This window comes from Stappia sp. ES.058, from assembly GCF_900105595.1.
Classification (GTDB): domain Bacteria; phylum Pseudomonadota; class Alphaproteobacteria; order Rhizobiales; family Stappiaceae; genus Stappia.
Genome location: NZ_LT629784.1, coordinates 2,329,214 through 2,355,354 on the forward strand (window position 1 = coordinate 2,329,214; position 26,141 = coordinate 2,355,354).

At 63.6% G+C, this 26,141-nt stretch carries 26 protein-coding genes and 1 pseudogene; 16 read left to right on the forward strand and 11 right to left on the reverse strand.

Annotated features, from left to right (window positions below; all coding sequences use genetic code 11):
• Positions 1 to 229: 229 nt before the first annotated feature.
• Both BLU32_RS10705 and BLU32_RS10710 read right to left on the reverse strand, forming a co-directional pair.
• Complete coding sequence (locus BLU32_RS10705) at positions 230 to 817, reverse strand: nuclear transport factor 2 family protein (RefSeq protein ID WP_208976870.1); 588 nt, start codon at positions 815 to 817, stop codon at positions 230 to 232.
• A 105-nt stretch (positions 818 to 922) separates the two neighbouring features.
• Positions 923 to 2,365 (reverse strand): DUF1254 domain-containing protein, encoded by a 1,443-nt coding sequence (locus tag BLU32_RS10710; protein WP_172838627.1) that lies wholly within the window; start codon positions 2,363 to 2,365, stop codon positions 923 to 925.
• A 427-nt stretch (positions 2,366 to 2,792) separates the two neighbouring features.
• On the opposite strand from BLU32_RS10710, the gene BLU32_RS10715 reads away from it, so the two are divergent.
• The gene (locus BLU32_RS10715) at positions 2,793 to 3,308 is read left to right on the forward strand and encodes a twin-arginine translocation pathway signal (RefSeq protein WP_093806868.1); all 516 of its coding nucleotides are present in this window, start codon (positions 2,793 to 2,795) and stop codon (positions 3,306 to 3,308) included.
• A gap of 5 nt (positions 3,309 to 3,313) precedes the next feature.
• The gene (locus BLU32_RS10720; protein ID WP_093806870.1) at positions 3,314 to 3,925 is read left to right on the forward strand and encodes a ferric reductase-like transmembrane domain-containing protein; all 612 of its coding nucleotides are present in this window, start codon (positions 3,314 to 3,316) and stop codon (positions 3,923 to 3,925) included.
• A gap of 19 nt (positions 3,926 to 3,944) precedes the next feature.
• Here the strand turns inward: BLU32_RS10720 and BLU32_RS10725 are convergent, their stop codons facing one another.
• The gene (locus BLU32_RS10725; RefSeq protein ID WP_093806872.1) at positions 3,945 to 4,208 is read right to left on the reverse strand and encodes an EscU/YscU/HrcU family type III secretion system export apparatus switch protein; all 264 of its coding nucleotides are present in this window, start codon (positions 4,206 to 4,208) and stop codon (positions 3,945 to 3,947) included.
• Positions 4,205 to 5,434, reverse strand: a complete 1,230-nt coding sequence (locus BLU32_RS10730) for a flagellar hook-length control protein FliK (protein ID WP_093806874.1) — start codon at positions 5,432 to 5,434, stop codon at positions 4,205 to 4,207. Before BLU32_RS10730 ends, BLU32_RS10725 begins: the two co-directional genes overlap by 4 nt.
• Positions 5,435 to 5,615: 181 nt before the next feature.
• On the opposite strand from BLU32_RS10730, the gene BLU32_RS10735 reads away from it, so the two are divergent.
• Positions 5,616 to 5,870, forward strand: a complete 255-nt coding sequence (locus BLU32_RS10735) for a DUF6455 family protein (RefSeq protein ID WP_093806876.1) — start codon at positions 5,616 to 5,618, stop codon at positions 5,868 to 5,870.
• A gap of 76 nt (positions 5,871 to 5,946) precedes the next feature.
• Here the strand turns inward: BLU32_RS10735 and BLU32_RS10740 are convergent, their stop codons facing one another.
• Positions 5,947 to 6,291: a multidrug efflux SMR transporter gene (locus BLU32_RS10740; protein WP_093806878.1), complete on the reverse strand. Its 345-nt coding sequence runs from the start codon at positions 6,289 to 6,291 to the stop codon at positions 5,947 to 5,949.
• 72 nt (positions 6,292 to 6,363) lie between these two features.
• Entirely contained in the window at positions 6,364 to 6,807 is a 444-nt protein-coding gene (locus BLU32_RS10745) for a hypothetical protein (RefSeq protein ID WP_208976871.1), read from the reverse strand.
• Between the two features lie 437 nt (positions 6,808 to 7,244).
• Between BLU32_RS10745 and BLU32_RS10750 the strand changes: the two genes are divergently transcribed.
• Both BLU32_RS10750 and BLU32_RS10755 read left to right on the forward strand, forming a co-directional pair.
• Positions 7,245 to 7,502: a YjhX family toxin gene (locus BLU32_RS10750; protein WP_093806882.1), complete on the forward strand. Its 258-nt coding sequence runs from the start codon at positions 7,245 to 7,247 to the stop codon at positions 7,500 to 7,502.
• A gap of 268 nt (positions 7,503 to 7,770) precedes the next feature.
• Positions 7,771 to 8,406, forward strand: a complete 636-nt coding sequence (locus BLU32_RS10755; protein WP_093810874.1) for a LysE family translocator — start codon at positions 7,771 to 7,773, stop codon at positions 8,404 to 8,406.
• A gap of 105 nt (positions 8,407 to 8,511) precedes the next feature.
• Here BLU32_RS10755 and gatA read toward each other — a convergent pair whose 3' ends face one another.
• The 4 genes from gatA to BLU32_RS10775 form a co-directional block, all read right to left on the reverse strand.
• Positions 8,512 to 9,984: an Asp-tRNA(Asn)/Glu-tRNA(Gln) amidotransferase subunit GatA gene (gatA, locus tag BLU32_RS10760; RefSeq protein WP_093806884.1), complete on the reverse strand. Its 1,473-nt coding sequence runs from the start codon at positions 9,982 to 9,984 to the stop codon at positions 8,512 to 8,514.
• Positions 9,985 to 10,010: 26 nt separating this feature from the next.
• Positions 10,011 to 10,484: a GNAT family N-acetyltransferase gene (locus tag BLU32_RS10765; RefSeq protein ID WP_093806886.1), complete on the reverse strand. Its 474-nt coding sequence runs from the start codon at positions 10,482 to 10,484 to the stop codon at positions 10,011 to 10,013.
• A 3-nt stretch (positions 10,485 to 10,487) separates the two neighbouring features.
• Positions 10,488 to 10,775 carry an Asp-tRNA(Asn)/Glu-tRNA(Gln) amidotransferase subunit GatC gene (gatC, locus tag BLU32_RS10770; RefSeq protein ID WP_093806888.1) on the reverse strand — a complete coding sequence of 96 codons (288 nt, stop codon included), beginning with the start codon at positions 10,773 to 10,775 and terminating at the stop codon, positions 10,488 to 10,490.
• Positions 10,776 to 10,923: 148 nt separating this feature from the next.
• On the reverse strand, positions 10,924 to 11,391 hold the full coding sequence (locus BLU32_RS10775; protein ID WP_093806890.1) for a hypothetical protein: 468 nt from the start codon (positions 11,389 to 11,391) through the stop codon (positions 10,924 to 10,926).
• A 267-nt stretch (positions 11,392 to 11,658) separates the two neighbouring features.
• Between BLU32_RS10775 and BLU32_RS10780 the strand changes: the two genes are divergently transcribed.
• A complete protein-coding gene (locus tag BLU32_RS10780; RefSeq protein WP_093806892.1) occupies positions 11,659 to 12,342 on the forward strand; it encodes an MAE_28990/MAE_18760 family HEPN-like nuclease in 684 nt (227 codons plus the stop codon).
• Between the two features lie 175 nt (positions 12,343 to 12,517).
• On the opposite strand, the gene BLU32_RS10785 is transcribed toward BLU32_RS10780, so the two are convergent.
• On the reverse strand, positions 12,518 to 13,225 hold the full coding sequence (locus BLU32_RS10785; RefSeq protein WP_093806894.1) for a metal-dependent hydrolase: 708 nt from the start codon (positions 13,223 to 13,225) through the stop codon (positions 12,518 to 12,520).
• 107 nt (positions 13,226 to 13,332) lie between these two features.
• Here BLU32_RS10785 and ruvX point away from each other — a divergent pair, with 107 nt between their 5' ends.
• The 10 genes and pseudogenes from ruvX to BLU32_RS10835 all read left to right on the forward strand — a co-directional run bounded on the left by ruvX (position 13,333) and on the right by BLU32_RS10835 (position 26,082).
• Positions 13,333 to 13,878, forward strand: a complete 546-nt coding sequence (ruvX, locus tag BLU32_RS10790) for a Holliday junction resolvase RuvX (RefSeq protein WP_093806896.1) — start codon at positions 13,333 to 13,335, stop codon at positions 13,876 to 13,878.
• Positions 13,875 to 14,801, forward strand: a complete 927-nt coding sequence (locus tag BLU32_RS10795; RefSeq protein WP_093806898.1) for an AEC family transporter — start codon at positions 13,875 to 13,877, stop codon at positions 14,799 to 14,801. Before ruvX ends, BLU32_RS10795 begins: the two co-directional genes overlap by 4 nt.
• A gap of 95 nt (positions 14,802 to 14,896) precedes the next feature.
• Positions 14,897 to 15,853, forward strand: coding sequence for an aspartate carbamoyltransferase catalytic subunit (locus BLU32_RS10800; protein ID WP_093806900.1), 957 nt, complete (start codon positions 14,897 to 14,899; stop codon positions 15,851 to 15,853).
• Positions 15,854 to 15,864: 11 nt separating this feature from the next.
• Positions 15,865 to 17,166 (forward strand): dihydroorotase, encoded by a 1,302-nt coding sequence (locus tag BLU32_RS10805; RefSeq protein ID WP_172838559.1) that lies wholly within the window; start codon positions 15,865 to 15,867, stop codon positions 17,164 to 17,166.
• Between the two features lie 33 nt (positions 17,167 to 17,199).
• Positions 17,200 to 17,820, forward strand: coding sequence for a glycerol-3-phosphate 1-O-acyltransferase PlsY (gene plsY, locus BLU32_RS10810; RefSeq protein WP_093806902.1), 621 nt, complete (start codon positions 17,200 to 17,202; stop codon positions 17,818 to 17,820).
• The gene (dprA, locus tag BLU32_RS10815; protein WP_093806904.1) at positions 17,817 to 18,968 is read left to right on the forward strand and encodes a DNA-processing protein DprA; all 1,152 of its coding nucleotides are present in this window, start codon (positions 17,817 to 17,819) and stop codon (positions 18,966 to 18,968) included. The genes plsY and dprA overlap by 4 nt, the downstream gene beginning before the upstream one ends.
• 842 nt (positions 18,969 to 19,810) lie before the next feature.
• A pseudogene (topA, locus tag BLU32_RS10820) lies at positions 19,811 to 22,530 on the forward strand (type I DNA topoisomerase).
• Between the two features lie 65 nt (positions 22,531 to 22,595).
• Positions 22,596 to 24,875, forward strand: coding sequence for a ribonuclease R (gene rnr, locus BLU32_RS10825; protein ID WP_093810878.1), 2,280 nt, complete (start codon positions 22,596 to 22,598; stop codon positions 24,873 to 24,875).
• Positions 24,872 to 25,342: a DUF983 domain-containing protein gene (locus BLU32_RS10830; protein ID WP_172838560.1), complete on the forward strand. Its 471-nt coding sequence runs from the start codon at positions 24,872 to 24,874 to the stop codon at positions 25,340 to 25,342. The genes rnr and BLU32_RS10830 overlap by 4 nt, the downstream gene beginning before the upstream one ends.
• The gene (locus tag BLU32_RS10835) at positions 25,339 to 26,082 is read left to right on the forward strand and encodes an NUDIX hydrolase (protein ID WP_093806906.1); all 744 of its coding nucleotides are present in this window, start codon (positions 25,339 to 25,341) and stop codon (positions 26,080 to 26,082) included. The genes BLU32_RS10830 and BLU32_RS10835 overlap by 4 nt, the downstream gene beginning before the upstream one ends.
• Positions 26,083 to 26,141 lie beyond the last annotated feature (59 nt).

Genomic DNA, 26,141 nt, shown 5'->3' on the forward strand with positions numbered 1-26,141 from the left:
CGCTGGAGGTGTATTGGAGAACCCGGGGCGGATCCTGATAGCGCTCACCCTTCCGCGCAAGTGAAAAAACGGCTCGCGGAAGGGGTGTCCTTCGCCTGTGCCTGCAGGTCCGATGAAAACGACACGATGCGAACAGGCCCTCCAAAAGTCGGGATCCGCTCGCCCCGGCCTGCGGAAGGACACGTCGCGTCGAGACTTTCACATGCCTGCTTTTGCGCGTGTTCCGGGTTTACTTCTCCGGGACCGGTGCGTCCGGGAAGTCATGCCAGCGCTCAATCTTCCAGCCATCCTCTCCCTTCACCAGCCAGCCTTCATAGTTGAGGCTCGACACGGCGGTGAAGGTCTTGCCGTCCTTGGCGTTGGTCAGAAGTCCGGCGACACTGACGTGCGCGGTATCGGCGGTCTGTTCCAGGAACAGGATGTTCGACATCAGGTGCCGGCGCTGGTTGCCGGAGGAGCTGAACTGCTTCATCCGCTCCCGCCAGAACGTGCGGAAGCCCTCTCCGGTGAAGGACACGGCCCCCGCCCCCGGAACGCCGGCGACGAACACGACATCGTCCGTGAACAGCTTGAACCAGGCGTCGGCCTCGTAGTTGTCGTAGGCGAAGGAATAGGCGTAGAGCAGATTGGCGATCGCCAGCCGGTCGGCGGCGTCGAAGTCGACGGCCCCCGGATTGCCGTTCGGCGCATAGGTCCGAAGCGCCTTGGCGTCCTTGGCGATGCTGGCGCCTTCCGGCAGCGCGGTCTCGGCAAGCGCCGCCAGCGGGGCTGCGGCGAGCAGGGACCCGATCACGGCGAGGGGGATGAGCTGTTTCATGTCTCTCTCACTTGGAACGTAACTCGGGAAAGTGTCCGGATGAACGAAAACGGATCCGGCGCAAGGCATCCGGATCCGCTCGTGCGCAGTCCCTCGGGCCGGTTGCTATTGTGCCGTATGGACCGAGAGTTTGCCAACCTTGGTGATTGCCGGCGGCGCCCATTTTCCGATCAGGACCGGAGGCTTGGGGGCGTAGAGCCGCATGGTCACGTTGAACGGACCGTCCGGGGCCGGCAGCCAGTTGGCTTCCTTGTCCTTGCCGGGGCTCTCATGCTGGAAGTAGAGGTCGAGCGAACCGTCCGGGTTCTTCTGCATCGGCATCCAGCTTGAGAGAGCGAAGCGGTTCAGGCTGTTGGCGACCTGGTAGCCGTCGTTGTCGTAGATCGTGACGGACCAGAAGGCATTGACCGGCGGAATGTCGGCCGCATCGAAATGCAGGACATAATCGTTGGATCCGTCGAGCGGGTTGCCATCGCTGTCTGTCATGGCGATCGGGTAGACGGCGTCCTCCGGCAGGTTTGCCCCGAGACCGAGCTGGGCCATGAGCGCCCGCTTGAGATAATAGGAGCCATAGACGCCCACCATCTCGACGTCCATCGACCACTGGTTCACGACATTCGAGATGCGCGGGCTCTTCCAGGCCATCAGCTTCTGCGCCGTGACGGGCGCGTCCTTGAGCGCGGACTGCACGATCGGGCTTGCCGAAGCAAAGTCGAAGCTCTCGCCCTCCTCGAACCCGAGACGGGACATACGCGCCAGAATCGGCTGGTCGGTGTTGTGCGGCGGCTCGACCTTCATCAGTTCCATGCCGTAGGTGAAGTATTCCTTGCCGGCCATAGAATCGACCTGCTTCTTCGGCGGCGTCTTCGTATCGACGGTCGGATCCGGCGCGTAGGGTGGCTCGGAAACCTTCTGCCCCCATTTGGACAGCGGCGTCACCTTGTAGCCGGCCTGGATCTTGTGGACGGCCTCGTAGTCGGCGGGTCCGTCCGTCTTGGTCCGTCCGATGATCCAGACATGGTTCGTCGGGGCCTTGATGAGCTGAGTCTCCTCGGGAAGGTCGAGTTTTCCGGCGAAATCCTTGCCGAGCTCCGCGCCGTCCGCCGGCTCCCAGCCGGGGCCGGTGACCAGGAAGGTCGCGGCCTGCGTTCCGGTGGTCCGCGAGCCCGGCGACGCGAAGACATTCGTCCACATGTCGAGCATCGGCAGGAGATAGTAGCGTCCGTTGGTGTCGGGCGCGGAAACGATCATCGGTTCCTTCTGGAGATCGAGGAACGTCGAGGAATAGAGCGTGTCGAAATTGGGTCGCACGACCGACTTTTCATCGGCCGTGGGATAGGCCGGAATGTTGGCGAACCAGTTCTCGTAGCCGCCCATGGACCCGGGACCGGCCTTGATGGTGACCAGTTGCCTTCGCGTCAGGTCCATGGTGATGAGCGGATACAGGTAGAGATAGGCTTCGACCGCGATCTCGTTCGCTTCCGCCTGAGTGAGGTCCTTCGCCTGTGCGAAACCGCCTCCGGCCATGGTGACGGACGTCGCGAACATGACGCCTGCAAGTGCCGCCTTTATCTTCAATTTTAATCTCCAGGTCTGAGCATTGCCCGATATCCCGGAACGTCGACGGCAGCGGTATCCTGAAGGATGCATCCGATAAAGCCTCGACGCCGGCGCGCCAGGGCCGTCACATGCTGCCACGGGAAAAACCGGCCGGCGGTTGCCAGCGTCTTTCAGGCGACACTCCTCGCGTATCCGAAGCTGCCATCGGGACCCGGGAAGGAAGAGTGTGGGCGCAATCGGAGCGGACATGCTTTGCATTTTCCGCCAGGACAACGGCTGCACCTAAAATCGCCGTGCATATCGAGAGGTGCAGCGCCCCCTCGACCTTCTCCTCATCCGCACCACATTCCCTCGCGTAGGATGTGAGCGCGGATCGCCTCCCCCGATACCGCGCCCAACCACAGGAGCGAGCGAGATGACGAGCCTTTTCCACCCCACCCGCCGCACCGTTTTGCTTGGCGGCGCGGCCGTTGCAGGCACAGCGCTTGCGGCGGGCGCGTCCCGCCTCGTCGCGCCGGCCCAGGCCAAAGGCGTTGCGCCGACACCCTCGATGCGCGGCGGGGCCAACAACTACCTTCCCGGCGCGCCGGTCGTGGCGCGGATCGGCAACGGCGGTTTCCTGATGCGGGGCACCGTGCTGCGCGCCGGCGACGGTGCGCCACTTGCCGGCATGCGCATCCAGATCTGGGCGCATACGACGGAAGGTCACGAGCGCGACCCGCACAGCCACGGTGCGACGCTGACGGATGAAAACGGCGAATTCCGCATGGACATGCCGCAGATCGTGCCGGCCTTCGGCCAGCCGCACGGTCATCTCGCCTATGACGCCGAGCAGGACGGCAAGGGCTTCAGGACCGTCTTCCTGCGCCCGGTCATGTCAAGCGCCGACGAGACGACGCTTGCAGCGCACTTCGTGCTCGAGCCGGCCTGATCCCCATGGTGCGTGCACGCGCGGCTCTCGTCTGGGCCGCCCTCGCCGTCGCGATTGCCGTGCCGCTCGCCATCGCGGCGACAAGCCCGCTGCTTGCCTGGCGCCAGCCGGTCTATATCGTCGCGGGCCTTGCCGGCGTCGTCGCCCTGGCGCTGATGCTCGTCCAGCCGCTTCTTGCCGGCGGCGCCCTGCCCGGCCTCCCGTCGCCGAAAGGACGAAGGGTACATCGCTGGGTCGGGGCTTTGCTGATTGCTGCGGTCCTGGCCCATGTCATCGGACTTTGGCTCACCAGTCCGCCGGACGTGATCGATGCGCTTCTCTTTGCCTCGCCGACCCCGTTTTCCGCCTGGGGCGTGATTGCCATGTGGGCGCTGTTCGCCGCCGGCCTTTTGGCCGCGCTGCGCCATCGGCTGCGCATCCGCCCCAGGGTCTTTCGGCTGGCGCACACCGGACTCGTGGCGGTTGTCATTGCCGGCAGCGTGGTGCACGCCCTGCTGATCGAGGGAACGATGGGCGATATCTCAAAGGCGGTCTTATGCGCCTTGGCAGCGCTTGCCTTTGTTAAGACAGTCGCGGATCTGCGCACGTGGCGGCTGCTGGTCCGCCGCAGATCGTGAACGCGCGGGCGCCCTGCCCTCACTTGATCGACAGGATGTAGCGCAGCACCGCCGCCACCGCCTCATAGAGTTCTATGGGGATTTCTTCGTCAATCTCGATCTGCGCCAGCGCCTGGACGAGGGCGGCGTCTTCCTCGATCGGGACACCATGTGCGGCGGCCGTCTCCAGGATGCGCGCCGCAACCTCCCCGCGCCCCTTTGCCGTGACGCGAGGCGCGCCGGAATTGTCATAGCGAAGCGCCACCGCCATGGCCTTGGGAGGTATCTCGGGAGGCTCGCTCATGACACGCGGTCCACATACTGGCCGGAGGCCGCCGGCGGATTGCCGGGAAGCCCGGGCAGCACACGAAGCTCGACCACCTCGAGCCCGGACGCCCACAGCATTTCGCGAAGGTCCGAAAGGTTTTCGGAGAGAGCGGACGCGGTCTCCCCGCGCTCGGCCCAAAGCGTTGCGAAGAGGCGCGTGCCATCCAGCCCGACGACCGCTTCAACCGGACCGCTTTCGCCCGTATCGATGCCAAAGCGCACCCGCCACGCGGGATGCTCCCCCTCGCCGTCGTGACCGGGCGTGTCGTCGCGCCCGATCTGCAGGCTGATCACTCCCGTCCCGGCTGCAGACGCGAAGGGAAGATCGAGCGTGCGATCGAATGTCGTCCCGTCGCCGGCCCCATTGCCATCGCCCAGCACACCGAGCGAGGTGAGGCCGGATAGCCGCACGCGTGCAAGTGCTGCATCGCTCTTGCCAAGCAGCAGCAAGGCCGCGATCGTCAGGTCGCCGCGCGACAACGCCTGGACCAGGTCCGCACTGGCGCGCCCTGGCGGGTGTGCTTGCGGATGACGGGAAAGGCTCGGCGGTGCCGGCGGCGTTCCCTCCCGTGCGATCCCCTCTCCGCCCCTGGCAGATGCGCGCAGGGCCTCTCCGAGATCCTTCAGCACGGCCGGCAGGCCGCCACGCGCGCCCTCGCCTTTTGGCGAACCGGCCGCGATCGCAATCGCGCGTTTCAGTCGCGCGCCGTCGAGCTTGCCGTCCGCCACAAGCCGAAGGCCGAACAACGCAGCCATCGCCGTCAGCACGGGCTGCGGCAAGGCGGCGGACGCAGGGGATGCAGTTGCAGCGGAAAGACCTGAAAACAGCGGTGCGAGACCATCCTGCCGGGCAGCCAGATCGGCGGCCATCGTAGAAAGACGCTGAAACGCCACATCCCCGCGCGGCGCGGCGGCAGACATTTGAGCCCCCTGACCCGGCACGTCGTCGGCAGCCGCGCTGACCTGATACGACAGCGCGCCGTCCGGTCCGCGCCCGACATGCAACGCCACCCGCGCGCCGACGGGAAACATCTGCTGTCCCGCTACGTCGAGTTGAAGATTGCCCGAAACAAGACGCATGACACCATCCGTCATGTGACGCGCCACACGCATGGCGATCACGTCGCCAACCGATAGCGGCGGAAGCCGTGTGACGGGCGTAACGGCGACGACGCCCGTCGGGGTCGACACGCGCGAGACCATCGTCACTCTCCAGCGTATGCGCTCCTGAACTTTAAGATCTTACCAGATTCGGCACAAAAGGGAGGGAAAGCGCGCAGGGTTTGATCTGGCTCAATTCGTTTCATTTGCAACTATTTCAGAGTGGGAGCAATCATGGGTGGCGCCGGCAGGGTGCCGGCAGCGCATCGCAAGGGAGACAGACATGGGATATCTGAAGCGGCTTGACGAACGGGCTGGCCTGATGGGCCGGATGATGCGGACCGTCGGGGCGACCGAGGGCATGCCGGCCGACATCACGCTTGCCAACAGCCTGCGTGCTGCCGCGAACCGCTGCCTTGGGTGCGAGTGCCCGGGCGAATGCGCAAGCTGGCTGGACGCGCATGCCGATGGCGCCGAGAAAACGCCCGACTACTGCCCGAACGGCGATCTCTTTGCTGAGTGGAGCGCGCAGCGCTGAGTCGCGCAACATATGCAATCGGAACCGGACACGGGGACCATTCCCGTGTCGCAGCCCGATCCGCGGCGTCCCGAAGTCAGTGCGACACCGACTTGGAAAAGACGTTGACGACGATGACGCCGGCGATGATCAGGCCGAGACCGATCCAGGCCGCGAGATCCAGCGCCTGGCGGAACAGAATGATCCCCGCCAGCGATATCAGCACGATCCCCAGACCGCTCCACATCGCATAGGCCACGCCCACCGGCAACGTCCGGAGTGCGATCGACAGGCAATAGAACGCGGCAAGATAGCATCCGCCCATCACCAGCGTCGGCAGCGGACGGGTAAACTGCTGAGATTGCTGCAGCGCCGTCGTGCCGACGACCTCGAACACGATGGCAACGGCAAGCGCCACATAAGACACCGCGGCAGGCGACATGGCACTTCCTCATTGACCGGACATGAAGCGACCCGCGCCCGGGTCGGGAAATGGAAACGCGTGAGCCAACGCCTAGCGCCCACCACGCATCCGGTTGCGCATGCCATACACAAAGGCCGCGGCAAGTGCTGCGCCGACAAAACGGAAAGGCATGACGGCCAACGGCCCACCATCGTAACCGCCAACCGGCGGGACGCCGCTCAGATTCAACGAGGCATCGAGCAGGACACTCAGGGCCGCGGCGGCAAAACCGGCGATGAGCAATTTCGCTCGCGCATCGGCAAACCAGCCCAGCACCGCACCGATCATCAGCGCAAAGGGATTGACCAGGCCCGCAAGGCCGAAGAGGACGGAAATCGATTCTGCCGGTGTCATGACGCTTGTTTTAGAGCCAGAGAGGCAAAAAGGAAACGCGCCCGTTTGCTGAAATTCCGCTTTTTGCCCCAGCACCGCGGTTCGTCGGCAACACCGGCTGGCGAACCTGCCGCCACCCGCACAAACCATCTTGATATTCACCGCGCGCCTGTCCATCTAAACCGTGTCTAGGGTCAGGACCTGTTGCTAAGACTGAAATGGCGTTCGAGATGACGAGAGATGCAAGGAAAAGCCCGAAGAGCGGGACCGTTCCCCCGGTCGAGGGCTTTGACGCCGCAGGTCGACGTCAGCTCGAGCGTCCTTCGGATCGGGCGGATCCGCACGGAATACCATGTCGCAATCCCTTGATAGGCTCCAGCCTTCCTGCGGGCTTGCTCCTCGTATCGGCACACATCCGCTCCGACCATCGCAGTCATAGCAACAGGTCCTGAGCCTAACCAATGGAGTTTTTGATGCGCGGACGCCGCGAGGCCCGATAGGGCCGGCCCGTATTTTGGGGGTCGGCCATGAAGATGCTCCCCTCCGCACGCGATCCAGGCTGCGGACAGCGGAGCCTTGCATCAAAATTCCGGACCATCATGGACATTTCAAAAGCCGAGCAGCGGGTCCTTCACCTGCTTGCCCAGGGCGGACATGTGCTCGTTGAAAAGAACGAGCGCAACCGCATCACCGTCGCTTCCTGTGTCACACGTGAAGGCTGGCGGTCACCAGGGCTGGATTTGACCGTTTTCAGGAAGCTGAAACGACGGCGCTATATTGCGTCCTCTCAGGGTGGCCCCTATCAGATCACCCGCCTGGGGTTGCGGCGGGTGCGGGCCCAGCCGGACAACCGCTGACACCGACAAACCTCGCCGCCGGGTCCGGCCCGGCGGCGAAACGCCAACCTTGCAGATCCCGGTCGCCGCCCGCGCGTCACGCCCCCGGCGTTTCGCCGTCAAGCGCCAGGCTGCCTCCTCAATGCCGCTGCCAGATCAATGCCTCGGTCGGAACCACGACCGCCGCGAGCGAACCGGCATCTGGGCGGCCCGGTCTCTTTCGGGGCTTGCCAGACGGCACATCCCGTGGATTGCTGTTGGCGAACGATTTGTCGAGCGGGAGCATTTCATGGACTTCGATATCTGGCTGGCCTTTGCCGTTGCGTCTTTCCTGATGCTCGCCGTTCCGGGACCGACCATACTCCTCGTCGTTTCCTACGCGCTCTCGCAGGGCCGCTCCGTCGCGGCCGCCGTCGTTGCCGGGGTCGTGCTCGGGGATCTCACGGCCATGACCGCATCCATCTCCGGGCTCGGCGCGCTGCTTGCCACCTCCGCCACGCTGTTCACCGTGCTCAAGTGGGTGGGCGCCGCCTATCTGGTCTGGCTCGGCCTGAAACTCTGGCGCGCGCCCGTCGCAACAAAGGTACTGGAGCAGGAAACACAGGCGCAGACGGTTTCGCCTCTGCGGATCGTGGGCCATTCCTATGCGGTGACCGCGCTCAACCCAAAAAGTATTGTCTTCTTTGTCGCCTTCCTGCCGCTCTTCGTTGATCCCACCCGGCCACTTCTCGGCCAGGCGGTGATCCTGGAGGCAACCTTCGTTGTCCTCGCCGCCCTCAACGCGGCGGCCTTCGGTTTCATGGCCGCCGCAGTCGGCGCGCGGCTGACGCGCCCTTCCGTACGACGGGCGATCAACAGGATCGGCGGGTCGGCCATGATCGGTGCAGGTCTGCTCGTGCTCGGATGGCGGCGCACAACGAACTGACCACCAGCGAGCCAACCACCGGCAGGTCATCGCGAAATGGCGCGCCTCCCCGGGGACGCGCCTCCCTTCAACGCAACACGGAATACCAGCCGCGAACGCCTGCAGTCACCACCATCTGGCCGGTTTGAAGCGCCCGGCCGCTTCCTCGATAACGCTGCCAAGACTGTAGAGCGCTTCCTCGCCGAAGGGCCGACCGATCAGTTGAAGACCAAGCGGCAAGCCGTCCCGGTTGAGCCCCGCAGGCACGGCAAGACCCGGCAGTCCGGCCATGTTCACCGTCACGGTGAAGATATCGAGAAGATACATGGCGACCGGATCGGTGACCGCACCGGGCGCGAAGGCCGCGTCCGGCGTTGCCGGTGTCAGGATCGCATCAACGCCTGCGTCGAAGGACTGGTCGAAGTCGCGCTTGATCAGCGTGCGGACTTTCTGTGCCTTGAGATAGTAGGCATCGTAGTAACCGGCGGAGAGCACATAGGTCCCGATCAGCACCCGCCGCTTGACCTCGGAGCCAAAACCGGCCGCGCGGGTCTTTTCGTACATGTCGGCGATATCATCCCCGTCGACACGCAATCCGTAGCGCACGCCGTCATAGCGGGCGAGGTTGGACGAGGCTTCCGCCGGCGCCACGATGTAGTAGGCCGGCAGCGCATATTTTGTATGCGGCAGGGAAATGTCGACGATCTCCGCGCCGGCCTCCTTCAGCCAGTCGATGCCCTGCTGCCAGAGCGCGTTGACCTCCTCGGACATGCCCTCGACGCGGTACTCTTTCGGAATGCCGATCCGCAGTCCGCGCACCGACTTTCCAACCGCAGCCTCGTAATCCGGCACCGGCACGTCGACGCTGGTGGTGTCCTTCGCGTCGACGGAAGCCATGGAACGCAGCATGACGGCGTTGTCGCGAACCGTCCGCGTGATGGGCCCGGCCTGGTCGAGCGACGAGGCAAAGGCGACCGTGCCCCAGCGCGAGCAGCGCCCGTATGTCGGCTTCATGCCGACCGTGCCGGTCAGCGCGGCCGGCTGGCGGATCGATCCGCCGGTATCGGTCGCGGTCGCGCCCACGCACAGCGCACCGGCAACGGCAGCGGCGGACCCGCCGGACGATCCGCCCGGCACCAGCGCCTCGTCGGAGCCTTTCCGCTTCCACGGATTGACGACATTTCCGTAATAGGAGGTTTCATTCGACGAGCCCATGGCGAATTCGTCCATGTTCAGCTTGCCGAGCATCACTGCCCCGTCGGCCCAAAGGTTGGCGGTAACGGTCGATTCGTAGCGCGGCTTGAAACCGTCGAGAATGTGGCTGCAGGCCTGCGTATGCACCCCTTCGGTGGCGAAGAGATCCTTGACGCCAAGAGGAATGCCCTCCAGCGCCCCGCCCTCGCCCTTGCCGAGCTTTTCATCGGAGGCCGCCGCCATCTCCAGGGCCCTGTCCCCGGTGACCGCGACATAGGCGTTCAGCGCCTGATTGCCGGCCGCGATCTCGCCCAGATAGGCGTCCGTGATCTCGCGGGCGCTGAAGTCACGCGCGGAAAGCCCGTCGCGCGCCTCGGTCAGGGTCAGTTTCGTCAGCTCGGTCATGTCTTGGTCTCGCTGGGCTGTTCGCGTCACGCGTTGGAAAGAAGCGGTTTTTCGAAAAAGGCGGTGAAGGGCGTGTCGGAATAATCCAGCACCGGGCCGCAGCCGACAAATCCGGCTCGCTCATAGACACGCGCAGCGGCCTTGTAGTTGTTGCCGGTCTCCAGCACCAGACGCGCAAGGCCTTCGCTGCGGGCAAGCGCCTCGATCTCGGCAAGGATCTCGCCGCCAATGCCCTGGCCCTGAGCCTCGGGGCGCGTGTACATGCGCTTAACCTCACCGACGCTGCCTGGATGGCGCCGCAAGGCGCCGCACGCCATAAGGGCGTTCGTTTCCAGGTCGCGCACGACAAACACGGTGGTGTCCGCACCCGCCATGTCCTCGACACTCATATGGTGACAGGTGTCGGCCGGCGTGAGCGAGAGCAGCAAGCCATTCAGGTCCGCGATCAGGGCGCGCATGTCGTCGGTGAGCGGAGACTCAACGCCGATGACAACCTTCACGGCCTATTCCACCACCTTCGGAACCATGAAGAACTTGTCCTCCGACATCGGCGCATTGGCGACCACATCCTGCGGGTAACCGCCGTCATCGACCACATCGGCGCGCTTCTTCATCTCCTGCTTGACCACCGACGTCATCGGCTCGACGCCGCTGACGTCCGCTTCGTCCAACTGCTCGACGAAGGCAAGAATCGCGTTCAATTCGCCGGTCATCTGGTCGGCTTCGGTGTCCGTGACCTTGATGCGCGCAAGATGCGCAACGCGTTTCACCGTGTCGATATCGACGGACATTGGGATCTCCGGATTGCCTCGGGCGACGGGGACCTATCGGCGGAACCGCTCCGCGCGAGGCTGCCCCCGACAGGAGGCCTATATCACCGGGACAAACCCGCCCGCAAGCCAAAGGGCGCAGGCCGCACCGCCTGCCCGGCCACAGGGGTCACGCACCAATGGCGCGCGCGACAGCCATTGCCGGGGCCGGCGAGACCGGCAGCAGCCTGCTTCGCGGCGCGGCAAACCCTCTCCCGAACAGCCGGGCCAGCGTCTCGCCCCGATACTGCCGCTCCTCGACGATCTCTCCGCCGGCCCAGACCTGCGCGTGAAAAACCTCCTCGCGCACGACCCGGCCATCGATGTCGACCCCGTCGGTGCGACAGTAAAACCGCACCCGTCCCGTATCGCGCTCGCAAGCGAGATCATCGAACGTGCCGCGCACCATCGCGAAACGGCGCAAGACCGGCTGAAGCTTGCGCAAGGCCGTACGCCTGTCGCGCGCAACCAGAATGTCGTTTTCGAAAAGGCGCGCGTCGGGCGAATAATGCGTCTCGACCGCATCGAGAAGGTCGCCCCTGGCGAGGCTCAGCAGGAAATCGTCAAGCTTGCTGCGAAACGGGATCTGATGTGACATGGCCTGTCCGGACGCTGGAATCGGATAAGAACATTACGTGAACATTTGATCCCTGTCCAGCGCGACAACACCGTTTTGCGACCCTAGCGCGTCATGCCTTATTCACTTGGCAAGGCTCCTCTGCTTGGAGCCGCCAGTGTGCTTGCGCCCTCCGCCGGGCGGCCATTCCCGCAAGCGAGGATAACCGGCCTTAGGTGGGTCAGGCGACTGTAAAGGCTTGTTGCCTTCCATTATGAAAGCGTAGTCTTGCGCAAAGGAGTGACAAACATGGCCAGCAAAGCGCGCGCCGCATTCGACAAGAATGCAAAGGACATAAAGCGGCTGATCGAGTTGCATGAGAACGTAGGCGGTACAGCTCCTGGCCGACGCCGCGGGCTGGAGGTTCTTAATAAATCAGCAATCGTGCTGATTACTGCTTTCTGGGAGGCTTACTGCGAAGACATTGCGGCGGAAGGGCTTGAACACATCGTTGAGCACGCTGAGTCGGCAGATGCGCTGCCAAACGAATTGAAGAAGATCATCGCTAAAAAATTGAAAGATCAACCGCATGAGCTTGAGGTATGGAAAATCGCTGACGACGGTTGGCGTGCCTATCTCTCCATTCACCTTGAGGAACTCAAGAAGCAGAGAGACAGAAAGCTTAACACACCAAAGAGCGACCGGATCAATGAGCTTTTCAAGTCGGCGGTCGGCATAGAGAAAATGACCAGCCACTGGTATTGGCCGCAGAAGATGAAATCAGAGAGGGCGCAGGAAACGCTGGACGATTTCGTATCTCTGCGTGGGGCCATTGCCCATCGTGGTCAGCACGATAGGAGCGTGACCAAGAAGAACGTCACTGACTATTTCGAATTTGTTCAATCGCTAGTTTCCAAGACGGGTGGCGAAGTCAACAAGCATGTGAAAAAGGTAACAAAGAAGCCATTGTGGACCACCAAGCGGTCCCGATGATTAGCTCGATGAAACTTGGAAGTGGCGTTTACGCCCACCACGCATACTGCGGGTCCCCGGCTTTGCCGGGCGCGGAGTGCCCCGCCCCCGGTTGGCTTGCTTCGTTTGCGCGGCATAGCTCATCTGGACGACGAGCCCGGCGGCTAGGCCACGAGCTCATGAATGGGGCCGTGACCTAAACCTCGAAGGATCCGCCCGGGTCGGTGACCTTCACCTTCGATGCATCCGCTCCCATTTCGGCGAGAAAACCGTCGGCGGACTGGTCGAGAATCGGGAAGGTGCCGTAGTGGCACGGCAGGATCGTCTCGAAATCGAAGAAGCGCTTGCAGGCGATCGCCGCCGTTTTCGCCCCCATGGTGAAACGGTCGCCGATCGGCACGACACCGATTTTCGGGGCGTAAAGCTCCTGGATCAGCGCCATGTCGCCGAACAGATCCGTATCGCCCATATGGTAGAACGTGGGCTGGCCTTCCGCGTCCACGACAAGTCCGTTCGGTTGGCCCATGTAGACCGGCGGCCAGCCTTTGGCGAGCGACGACGAGGTGTGGTGCGCCTGGGTCAGCGAAACGGTGAAGGGACCGACGTCGACCGTGCCGCCGCAGCCCATCGGGTTGATGTTCTCGTGCCCCTCGGACTGCACCCACATGGCGATCTCGAAATTCGCCGTGACCTGCGCCCCGGTCTTACGGGCGATGTCGAGGGTGTCGCCGATGTGATCGTCATGTCCGTGGGTCAGCAGAATGTGGGTCACGCCGTCGCTGACGCCGTCGACGCTCAAGGATTCGGGAAAGGACGGGTTTCCGCTCAAGAACGGATCGATCAGAATGGATGCCTGCGGAATGTCGAGGCGGCAGGCGGCGTGACCGAGATAGGTGATCTTCATTGCAGGTCTCCCTTGGATGCGATCTGTCTCCCCGAGACTATCCGGATGCGGCGCGCCTGCAATCCCGCTCCCTGTTCGCGCAGGCAGACGCGTGCTAAAGCCTCGTCATGGCGCAAGATCCCCTCCTTCCCCACAATGACTTTGCTCTTCGGCTTCCGCGCATCGGCCGTCTCATCGGGCTCGACCTTGGAACGAAGACAATCGGCCTTGCGCTGTCCGATCTCGGACGCGGCATCGCGACCCCGCTCGAGACAATCAAACGCAAGAAGTTCGGTGTCGATGCCGCAGCGTTGCTTGCCATATGCAAGACGCACGAGGTCTGCGGAATGGTACTCGGCCTGCCGCTCAACATGGACGGCTCCGAAGGGCCGCGCGTCCAGGCGACGCGCGCCTTTGCCCGCAATCTCCTGCCGCTGACGGACCTGCCGCTGACCGCCTGGGACGAACGCCTGTCGACGGCCGCCGTCACACGCACATTGATCGAGGCGGACCGCTCGCGCGCCCGGCGCGCGGAACTCGTCGACAAGATGGCCGCCGCCTACATCCTGCAAGGGTGCCTCGACCGGCTGTCCCGCATTCACCGCGATGCCGAGGAGAACGCGGCCAAGGAAAAAGCGGTCGAGGAGAGCGGACGCGGAGACGACAGGCAATGAGCATTGTCTTCAATGCCTTGTTGCCGGTCCTGCTTGTCATCGCCACGGGCTATCTCGTCGCCCGCATGGGAATCATCACCGGCGAGCAGTGGCGCGGCATCGAGCGCATCGCCTATTTTGTGCTGTTTCCCGCAATCATCATCGCAACGGTTGCGCAGACCGATTTCATGGCTCTGCCGGCCTTCGAGATGAGCGCGACGCTGGTCGCCTCGGTCATCACCATGGCGGTGATCGCGCTTGGCCTGCAGCCGCTGTTGCGTCGTGTTTTTCTTGTGGACGGACCAAGGTTCACCTCCGTGTTCCAGGGCGCAACGCGCTGGAACACCTTCGTTGCACTTGCCATTGCGAACAAGATGCTGGGGCCCGACGGCGTTGCCCTTCTTGCGGTGGCGATCGTCGCCATGGTGCCCTTGCTGAACGTCATGTGCGTGCTGGTCCTTTCGCATTTCACCAGCGGCGCCGCACCGGGTGTCCGCAAGATCGTGCTCGACCTCGTCCGCAATCCCTTCATCTGGTCGACCGCAACGGGCCTCGCCTTGAATGTCACCGGTCTGCCGCTGCCGCTATTTGCGTGGTCGACGCTCGAGATTCTCGGCAGCGCCGCCCTGCCGATCGGCATCGTCTGCGTGGGAGCCGGCCTCGATCTCAACGCGCTCCGCCGACCGGGGCCTGCGCTCTCCACCGCGCTGGTGCTCAAACTCGCCGTAATGCCGGTGCTCGGATTCTCCTATGCGACGCTCATGGGCGTTCACGGTCCAGCCTTCACCGCCGTGATGATTGCCATGTCGTTGCCCAGCGCCGGGGGATCCTATCTGCTGGCGCGCCAGATGGGCGGCGACGCCAAACTGATGGCCGAGATCCTGACGCTGCAAACGCTTGCCGCCGCCGTGACGATGCCGATCGCCCTTCTCGTCGCGGTATGAAAACCGCCCGACACCAAACCGACCCGTAAAAAGCGGGCATATGCGCCAGGGCGCGCTTGAGCCGGCGCGCACTTGCCCCTATAGGGTAGCCTTTAATGAGCGCACAAACCTCCCCCCTCGCGGATGCCTATCCGCACCGTCACCTGCTCGGGATCGAAGGTCTCCAGCCGCACGAAATCCTTGCCCTTCTCGATCGTGCCGAAAGCGCGGTGGAGATCAGTCGCCAGGTGGAGAAGAAAAAGACCGTCCTGCGGGGCCGCACGCAGATCAATCTCTTCTTCGAAGCCTCCACGCGCACGCAATCCTCCTTCGAAATCGCCGGCAAACGCCTCGGCGCGGACGTGATGAACATGTCGGTGTCGTCGTCTTCGGTAAAGAAGGGCGAAACGCTGATCGACACGGCGGCAACGCTCAACGCCATGCATCCCGACATCATCGTCGTGCGCCACCACGCGGCCGGCGCGGTGCATCTCCTTGCCCAGAAGGTCGGCTGTTCGGTGATCAACGCCGGCGACGGTGCGCATGAGCATCCGACGCAAGCGTTGCTCGACGCCCTCACGATCCGCCGTCACAAGGGCAAGATCGCGCGGCTGACAATCGCCATTTGCGGCGACATCCTGCATTCGCGGGTGGCACGCTCCAACATCATCCTGCTCAACGCGCTGGGTGCACGGGTGAAGGTTGTGGCGCCCTCCACGCTGCTTCCCAACGACATCGAAAAGATGGGTGTCGAAGTCTGCCCAACCATGCGTGAAGGTCTGGCGGATGCGGATATCGTCATGATGCTTCGGCTGCAGCGCGAGCGTATGGCGGGCGCCTTCATTCCGTCCGTGCGTGAGTATTTCCGCTACTACGGCCTGGACGCCGAAAAGCTCTCCGCCGCCAAGCCTGACGCACTCGTCATGCACCCCGGTCCGATGAACCGGGGAGTGGAAATCGATCCGGAAATCGCCGACGGCCCGCAGAGCCTGATCCGCGAACAGGTCGAGATGGGCGTCGCCGTGCGCATGGCCGTGCTCGAGGCCCTCTCAGCGCATCTGCCAAACCGGTGAGGACACCCGACATGGCTCACGAGATGACGCAGACACCGATCCTTTTCACCAACGCGCGCGTGCTCGACCCTACCCGCAGGCTCGATGCGCCGGGAAGCGTGCTGGTCGTTGACGGCGTCATCGCCGCCGCCGGACCCGAAGCGCTCAATCAGGGCGCGCCGGAGGGCACGAGAATCATCGATCTCGCAGGCGCCATCGCAGCCCCGGGGCTTGTCGACATGGACGTCACGGTGGGTGAGCCGGGCGCGGAACACCGCGAAACGCTGGCCAGCGCCAGCCAGGCGGCGGCGGCCGGCGGCATCACCACGATCGTCACCTCGCCCGACACCGATCCGATCATCGACGATCCGGCGCTTGTTGACTTCGTGCTTCGCCGCGCCCGCGACACGGCAAGCGTGCGCGTACACCCGATGGCCGCCCTCACCAAACGGCTTGAGGGTGAGGAAATGAGCGAGATCGGACTGCTCCGGGAGGCCGGCGCCGTCGCCTTTTCCAACGGCAATCATTCGATCACCCATTCCGGCGTGATGCGCAGGCTCATGACCTATGCGCGCGACTTCGATGCGCTCGTTGTGCACCACACCGAAGATCCCGACCTCGCCGGCGCGGGAGTCATGAATGAAGGTCTGAACGCCAGTTGGAAAGGCCTGCCGGCAAGTCCGCGCGAAGCCGAGATCATCATGCTGGAGCGCGACCTCAGGCTCGCAAGCCTCACCCGCAGCCGCTATCACGCGCGCTCCGTGTCCTGTGCCCAAAGCGCCGAGGCGCTGGCGCGGGCAAAGGCCTCCGGCCTCAATGTCACGGCCGGCATCTCGATCAATCATCTGACGCTCAACGAAAACGACATCGGCCCCTACCGGACGTTCTTCAAGATGGCGCCGCCGCTTCGTTCGGAGGATGAACGACGCGCCATGGTGGAAGCCCTCGCCGCTGGCACTATCGACGTCATCGTCTCCGCGCACGACCCGCAGGACGTGGAGACCAAGCGTCATCCCTTTGCGGAAGCCGCCGACGGAGCAATCGGCCTGGAAACCCTGCTTTCGGCCGGGCTTCGCCTGGTGCATTCGGGCGATGTCCCGATCATGACGCTTCTCGCAGCGATGACCTGCAATCCCGCGGACCGACTCGGACTGCCGGTCGGACGGCTTGCGGCCGGCGCGCCCGCCGACATCGTCGTGTTCGATCTTGATCGCCCCTGGGTTCTCGACAAGACGAAAATCCGCTCACGGTCCAAGAACACGCCCTTTGAGGATGCCCGCTTCAGCGGCAAGGTGCTCCATACGATGGTTGCGGGACGACTGCTCCCGTCCTAGTCTTTGCAATGATTGCGCAACCGGAGGCTGCACGTGCCCGATCCGATCAGCTGGGCCCACGCTTGGCCCTATTTTCTGGCCGCCCTTGTCTTCGGCTATCTCTTGGGCTCGATCCCCTTCGGCCTCGTGGTCACGCGGATCGCCGGTGAAGGCGATATCCGCTCCATCGGATCCGGCAACATCGGCACCACCAACGTTCTGCGCACCGGCAAGAAACACCTCGCCGCCCTCACGCTTCTGGGCGATGCGCTCAAGGGCACGGTCGCGGTGGTGATCGCCTCCCGGTTCGGTGGACCGGATGCCGCTGTGATCGCCGGTTTCGGCGCCTTTCTCGGCCACCTCTTTCCCGTCTGGCTGCGATTTCGCGGCGGCAAGGGAGTGGCGACCTATCTCGGCATCCTGCTTGGCCTGTTCTGGCCGGCAGCGCTCGCCTTCGCCGCGATCTGGGTCGCGATGGCCGCCCTGTTTCGCTATTCGTCCCTGTCCGCTCTTGTTGCAAGTCTCGCAACGCCTGTTCTCCTCTATGTCGTTTTCGAGCGCATTCAGCTTGCAGAGCTCATGGGCTTGCTCACCGTGATCCTCTGGGCGAAGCATCACGAGAACATCGCCCGTCTCATCAGGGGAACCGAAGGTCGGATCGGACAAAAGGGATGAGCGATCAGCGATCCGAACCGGCACGCACCCGCGTGCTGACGGATCGCCAGCGGCTCGCCTGGCTGCGCCTTATCCGCTCCGAGAATGTCGGACCGGTGACCTTTCGCGCGCTCATCAACCACGCCGGGTCGGCGGAAGCCGCCATCAAGGCCTTGCCCGACCTGTCGCGACGGGGCGGAAAACGAACGATCCGGGTGTTCTCGCAAGGCGATGCCGAGGACGAGATCGAAGCGCTTGAGAAGATGGGCGGCCGGCTGCGTGCGCTGGGCGAATACGGGTACCCGCCGCTCCTGCGGTATGTGGATGGGGCACCGCCGCTCATCAGTGTTCGCGGCAGCGACGACCGCCTCGCCGAAGACGCAACAATCGCCATGGTCGGCGCCCGGAATGCCTCGCTGGCCGGCCTGAAGATCGCCGGCGAAATCGCCACCGGTCTTGGCGCGGCCGGATACACGATCGTCTCCGGACTGGCACGCGGCATCGACGCCGCGGCCCATCGCGCCGCGCTTGCCAGCGGAACCGTCGCCGTCATGGCGGGCGGGATCGATGTGATCTATCCGGTTGAAAACCGCGATCTTCATTGGTCCCTTCTGGAAAACGACGGCGCGGTCATCAGCGAGATGCCACTCGGATGGAAACCGCGCAGCCGGGACTTCCCGCGGCGCAACCGTCTGATATCCGGCGTATCTCTCGCAACCGTTCTGATAGAGGCCGCGCGCGCCTCAGGCTCGCTGCACACTGCGCGTTTTGCTGCAGAACAGAATCGGGACGTTCTTGCCGTGCCGGGATCTCCCCTCGATCCGCGCTCGGAGGGCGGCAACCGCCTGATCCGGGACGGCGCGACACTTGTCACCAGCGCCAGCGATATCCTGGAGAGTCTCGGGCCGCGACGTCCCTTTCCCGAGCCGCCGTCGATCGAGATCGAAGAGCCCGGACGCGATGCCGAGCCACACCGCATTCGGGTTGCCGAAAATGATCGGGGGCGGGTGCTGTCGGCGCTCGGCGGTGCGCCTGTGGAGATCGACGAACTGATCCGCTACACCGAGCTGGAAGCCCGTATCGTTCATGTCATCTTGCTGGAATTGGAACTGGCCGGCCGCCTGGAACGCCACCCCGGGCAGAAGGTAAGCCTGATCGACAGCAGATAGACCAAGGGCGAACCGGGCCCGGCCAAACAGGGAAAACGGCGTCAAAACCCTGTCCTGCTCCGGCACGAGCCTCCCGTATCCCTCACCCCCGCGTCAGGAACCGATGTGCCGGACAGACAACATGCGCGCCGGCGCAGGTGTTCGAACGCCCGCCGCCACCGAAGCCCGATGGCGGATCGACCGGCAGAGCCTCCAAACCGCACAGCCGACCGAAAACGCGCGACCGACTCCGGATACGTCGATCCCTGAAAATTTCAGGTTGTATTTTAATAAAATACACCAAAATTGAATTTTGGGCGCCGAAATCTGCAGGTGAATTTAGAAAATTTTTAAATGCAACCTGAGGACGCACCTTGACTCGCGTTATTCAAATATCTTCATGCTTTTGAAATTCAGCGTGTTTGTCATATGCTTCGACACGTGCCATTTCGAGTAAATAAGCTAAGAATGTCAAATCGTTATTTGTTGCCAAGTCCCGTAGCTCACGGCATATCTGGGCCGAGTATCTTGCGGCTTCAGCTCGGTCTGATGGAGATTCTAACGGCATTGTGTGACCTGGACGTTGGCCGCATAAAGCGGTTGTCGGTATAATTACAACCAAAAGTTTTCTAATTCCATACTACACGTCATTTGCAACCGGGCGCAAGGTTCGGGTCGCCGGCAACCGTCGCTCCAGCCATTTCCCGTCGACGGAAATGCATCACTTGACCCAGGCGGTACGAATGGTCATTTGACAGCTGCTATCTAATTGAGGGATCGTCCGGCGCCATTCCTGCGCGTCGGAGCCGCGCGTCATCGCGCCGCCCGTGCCGCAAGGCGCTTCTTTTCCTGCTTGGGGTCTCATGAATATCGTCATTGTTGAATCGCCGGCCAAGGCCAAGACCATCAACAAGTATCTGGGGTCGGACTATCATGTCCTCGCCTCCTACGGGCACGTGCGCGACCTGCCCGCGAAGGACGGATCGGTCCGCCCCGACGAAGACTTCGAGATGAGCTGGGATGTCGACGCGAAGTCGCAGAAGCGCCTTAGCGACATTGCCAAGGCCGTGAAGGGCGCCGACCGCCTGATCCTCGCCACTGACCCCGACCGCGAGGGGGAAGCGATTTCCTGGCACGTCCTTGAGGTCTTGCGCAAGAAACGACTGCTGAAGGACATGCCCGTCCAGCGTGTCGTGTTCAACGCCATCACGAAAAAGTCCATTCTCGAGGCAATGGAAAACCCGCGCGACATCGACGAACCGCTTGTCGATGCGTATCTCGCGCGCCGTGCGCTCGACTATCTCGTCGGTTTCACGCTCTCTCCCGTCTTGTGGCGCAAGCTCCCCGGCGCCCGTTCCGCCGGGCGGGTTCAATCCGTGGCGCTGCGCCTTGTCTGCGACCGGGAAAGCGAGATCGAACGCTTCGTCAGCCAGGAGTACTGGTCCGTCCTGGCCAATCTGAAGACAGCGGAAGGGTCCGCATTCCAGGCCCGTATCGCAGCGTTCAACGGCAAGAAGCTTGCGCGCCTCGGCATCGGATCGAAGGCGGAGGCGGATGAGATCGCCGCCCATCTGAACGCGGCCTCTCTCGACGTGTCGAGCGTGGAATCCAAGCCGCAGCGCCGACATCCGGCGGCCCCCTTCACCACCTCCACGCTTCAGCAAGAGGCCTCGCGCAAGCACGGCTTTGCAGCGGCACGCACCATGCAGGTCGCGCAAAAGCTCTATGAAGGCGCCGACATCGGCGGCGAAACCGTTGGCCTCATCACCTATATGAGAACGGATGGCGTGCAGATCGCCGGCGAGGCGATCGCATCGGCGCGCGAGGTAATCGGGTCCAATTACGGCGCTGACTATGTGCCCGAAAAGCCGCGCCATTATTCCTCGAAAGCGAAGAATGCGCAGGAAGCCCACGAGGCAATCCGGCCCACGGACCTGACGAGACATCCGCGCGATGTCGCGCGCTATCTCGATCCGGACGCCGCCCGACTTTATGAACTCGTCTGGAAGCGCACCATCGCCTCTCAGATGGAATCAGCGGTTCTGGAGCGCACCACCGTCGACATCGACGCCAAGGCGGGGGGAAGACCGCGACCTTGCGCGCGACCGGGTCCGTCGTACGATTCGACGGCTTCTTCGCCCTCTATCAGGAGGGCAAGGATGACGAGGAAGACGAGGAGGGCCGCCGGCTGCCCGCGATGACGCAGGGCGAGATCGTCAGCCGAACGTCGATCGAGACCGCCCAGCATTTCACCGAGCCCCCGGCGCGCTTTACCGAAGCGACACTGGTAAAGAAGATGGAAGAGCTCGGTATCGGCCGTCCCTCCACCTATGCCTCGACGCTTCAGACCCTGCGCGACCGCGACTATGTGGAGATCGACGGAAAGCGGCTGATCCCGCAGGACAAGGGCCGTTTGGTCATCGCCTTCCTCGAAAGCTTCTTCGACCGCTACGTCGAGTATGATTTCACTGCCGCGCTTGAGGAAAAGCTCGACCGCATCTCCGCCGGCGAATTGTCATGGAAGGACGTCTTGCGCGATTTCTGGCGTGAATTTTCGGCTTCGGTGCATGATATCAAGGACCTCAGGGTCTCCGAGGTGCTCGATTCCCTCAACGAAATGCTCGCGGCCCATGTCTTTCCCGATCAGGGCAATGGCGAGGACCCGCGCAAATGCCCGGCCTGCGGCGAAGGCCGCCTGTCGCTCAAGGTCAGCCGTTTCGGCGCCTTCGTGGGGTGTTCGAACTACGACAAGGACAAGCTGGCAGGCAAAACGCCCAACGAGAATCCGCCCCACTGCGGATACACGCGCCAACTGTCGGCAAACGGCCAGAACGGCGACACCGAAATGGCCGACGGTCCCAAGATCCTCGGGCAGGATCCGGCGAGCGGCCTGGATGTCAGCCTGCGCACCGGCCGTTTCGGTCCCTATGTGCAACTCGGCGAGGAAGCCAAGCCCAAGCGCGCGTCGTTGCCGCGCGGCTGGCAAGCGTCGGAAATCGACCTCGACAAGGCGCTTCAACTGCTGTCGCTTCCCCGCGAGGTCGGCCCGCATCCCGAAGACGGCAAGGAGATCCTCGCCGGCATTGGCCGCTACGGTCCTTTTGTTCTGCATGACGGCACATATGCGAACCTGGAAAGCCCGGAAGAAGTCTTCAGCGTCGGCATCAACCGCGCAGTCGATGCTCTGGCGCAAAAGCGTGCGAAGGCCGGTCGCGGCCGGGGCAACACGCCGCCGCTGAAGGAACTGGGCGATCACCCCGATGGCGGCCCGATCACCGTCCAGGACGGGCGCTACGGACCGTACGTGAAATGGGCCAAGGTCAATGCGACACTTCCCAAGGGAAGCGACCCGCAGGCTGTCACCGTCGACGAGGCGCTGGCGCTGATCGCTGCCAAGATCGAGAAGACGGGCAAGGGCAAACCGGCGGCCAAGAAGGCGACCGCAAAAAAGCCGGCTGCAAAGAAGCCCGCCGCGAAGAAAACGACCGCCAAGGCGACCGCGACGAAAAAGCCGGCCGCGAAGAAGACCACCGCAAAGAAGACCGCCACCGCCAAAAAGGCCGTGGCAGAGGATGACGCTTGACCGCCAACCGCCCGAAGAAAACGAAACCGAAGAAAACGGCGACGAAATCGGCCGGCACCTCGCAAATGCCGGGACGCGACGAGATCATGGCCTTCGTCGCCGACAATCCGGGCAAGGCGGGGAAGCGCGAAATCGCGCGGCATTTCGGCATCATCGGAGGCGCGCGGATCTATCTGAAGCGCCTCCTGCGCGAAATGGCCGACGACGGGTTGCTTGAAAAGCGGCAAAAGAAACTCATCAGGGCCGGCGACCTCCCCTCGGTGCTGGTCGTCACGGTCGTCGCGCGCGATGCCGATGGAGAATTGATCGCCGAGCCGGCCAGTTGGGACGTGGACGAACAGGGGGTTCCGCCGAAAATCCTCGTCGTGCCGGAGCGCCGCAAAAGCCAGCCGCGCACCGCCGGACTGGGCGACCGGCTGCTCGTGCGCCTGAGCTCCGACGAGACGGGGCCCGAGGCAAGCCGGGCCGGACGGATCATCAAGCTGCTGGAACGTCAGGCCGCTTCCATTCTCGGCATCCTGCGCACGGCGCGCGGACGCACCTTCCTGGAGCCGATCGAACGCAAGCAGCGCGAACTCGACATCGACACCAGCGACCTGAAAGGCGCGGAGGACGGCGACCTCATCTCCGTCACCACCACCAAAGGCCCGGGCCGTTACGGCGACACGCGCGCCAAGGTGCTCAAGCGCATCGGCGCGATGCATTCGGAAATGGCGGTTTCCGAAATCGCCCTGCACACCCATGGCATTCCGCACCGCTTCCCCGACCGGGTTGTCGAGGCGGCCGAACAGGCTGTGCCTGCAACGCTCAAGGGCCGCGAGGACTGGCGCAAAGTGCCGCTGATCACCATCGATCCCGCCGACGCCAAGGATCATGATGACGCGGTCCATGCCGAGCCGGACCCCGACCCGGACAATCCCGGCGGTCACATCATCACCGTCGCGATCGCTGATGTGGCCTTCTACGTCCGTCCCGGCGAACCGCTCGACCGGGAAGCCCATCTGCGCGGCAACTCGGTCTATTTCCCCGACCGGGTGATCCCGATGTTGCCGGAAAAGCTCTCCAACGGCCTGTGCTCGCTAAAGGAAGGCGAAGACCGGGCCGCGATGGCCGTGCGCATGACCCTTGATGCGAGCGGACAGAAGAAGAGCCACAGCTTCCACCGTGTGATGATGCGCTCAGCGGTCAAGCTCTCCTACCAACAGGCGCAAGGGGCCATCGACGGCGAGCCGGATCACACGAGCGACGCCGTGCTGAACGACATCCTCAAGCCGCTCTGGGCCGCCTACGAGAGCCTGAAGACGGCGAGACACGACCGAGAACCGCTGGATCTCGACCTGCCGGAGCGCAAAATCCGCCTGAAGGAGGATGGCACCGTCAGAGATGTCTTCGTCCCCGAACGCCTTGACGCGCACAAGCTGATCGAGGAATTCATGATCCAGGCGAATGTCGCAGCGGCGGAGACACTCGAGAAGGCCGGCATCCCTTTGCTCTACAGGATCCACGACGCCTCCAGCCCGGAAAAGCTCGAGGCGCTGAAGGAATTCCTGTCGACGCTCGACATCAAGCTCGCGTCGTCCGGCGGCCTGCGTCCCGCCGCGTTCAATGGCATCTTGCGGAAGGTGAAGGGCCTGCCCGACGCCGAACTGGTCAACCAGGTCATTTTGCGCAGTCAGGCGCAGGCAGAGTATTCACCCGACAACATCGGCCATTTCGGGCTCAACCTGAAACGCTATGCGCATTTCACCTCGCCCATCCGCCGTTATGCCGACCTGATCGTGCACCGGGGCCTGATCCGGGCACTGAAGCTCGGCGACGACGGCTTGCCGGAGGGCATGGAGACGAAGCTGGAAGCCGTCGGCGCGGATGTGTCCGCCGCCGAACGCCGGGCGATGCTTGCCGAGCGCGACACCGTCGACCGTCTGATCGCCCTGTGGCTGTCGGACCAGGTCGGCGCCCGTTTCACCGGCCGGATCTCCGGCGTCGTGAAGTCCGGCCTGTTCGTTCGCCTCGACGACACCGGTGCCGACGGGTTCGTGCCCGCCTCCACCATTGGCGACGATTACTACCACTATGACGAATCGTCGCATTCCATGTCAGGTCGAACCACGGGAGAAACCTTCTCTTTGGGCGACCGCGTCGAGGTGCGACTGGTGGAAGCAGCCCCCTATGCCGGGTCCCTTCAGTTTGAACTTTTGAGCGAAGGTCACTATCACAAGCGAAAGAGCTCTCGCGAACGCAGCTTTGCGCGGCAAGGCAAGGGCGCGCGACAGCACAAGGGCCGGCCCCGCAGCGCAAAGAGCGCGCCCGGCCGCAGCCGAAACTCGAAGGGTCCACGGACATGACTGTCACATATGCCGGACTGACCGATGTATCGCCCGTCCCTGCATCAAAGCCCAAGCGGGATGTCGGCAGGGCAATGCTGCTCGGCGCCAAGGGGCTCTGCCCGAACTGTGGCCAGGGCCGCCTCTTCGGCAAGTATCTGAAGGTCGAGCCGGGCTGCAAATCCTGCGGCGAGGAACTGCATCACCACCGTGCCGATGATGCCCCCCCCTATTTCACGATCTTCATCGTCGGCCATGTCATCCTGCCGATCGCCCTTGCCGTCGAAGTCGCCTTCGTCCCGTCGATGTGGGTGCATTTCGCGCTGTGGCTTCCCCTCATCGTGATCTCCTCGCTGGTTGCTCTGCCGCCAATCAAGGGCGCGCTCATCGGGCTGCAATGGGCCAACTACATGCACGGCTTCGATCCGAACGCGATCGGCGACGATCAGCCGATGTACGACTTCGGCGGTGGTCAAGAGGCACGATGAGCGAGGACCTCGTCCGGCGCCTGTCGGCAACCGAACGCCACATGAACAATCCCAACCTGCGTCCGAAGGATGCCGCAACCCTCCTTGTGCTGGACCGCAGCCAGGGCGGAAGTCCCCGCGTTCTCATGGGGCGGCGCCATCAGCGACACCGGTTCATGCCGGGCATGTTCGTCTTCCCGGGTGGCCGCGTCGATCCGCAGGACAGCCGCATCCCCGTGACCGGCGCCTATCACCCAGACGTCGCGTACAAGCTGATGCATGCGATGAAAGGGCCCAAGACAGAGGCCCGCGCACGGGCCTTTACCGTGGCGGCCGCGCGGGAGACCTACGAAGAGGCAGGAGTTCTGGTCGGCGCAAAGACCGACACGCCCTGGACCGGTACGGGCGACATGGCCGCGTTTTCCGACCGCAGCCTGGTGCCGGACCTTACCCCTGTGCGGGTGATCGCCCGCGCGATCACACCACCGCGCCGTCCGAGACGGTTCGACACACGCTTCCTCGCGGTTTTCGCCGATGCAATCGCCGACTGCCTTCCCGAAGGGACCGGCCCCTCCGGTGAGCTTGAGGACGTTCACTGGCTGACGTTGACCCAGGCCAAGGAACTGGAGTTGCCGACGATCACGCTCACCATCATCGAAGAGCTGGAAAACCGGCTTCGCAACGATCCGGATCTCGATCCGGCAACACCGGTGCCCTTCTACTACTGGCGTGGCAACGGCTTCACGCGGGAGGAAGTCTGACCGGGTGAAAACCGCCCGCGATCCCGCTTGACTTATGGCGCGCGAAACGTATGGTGCGC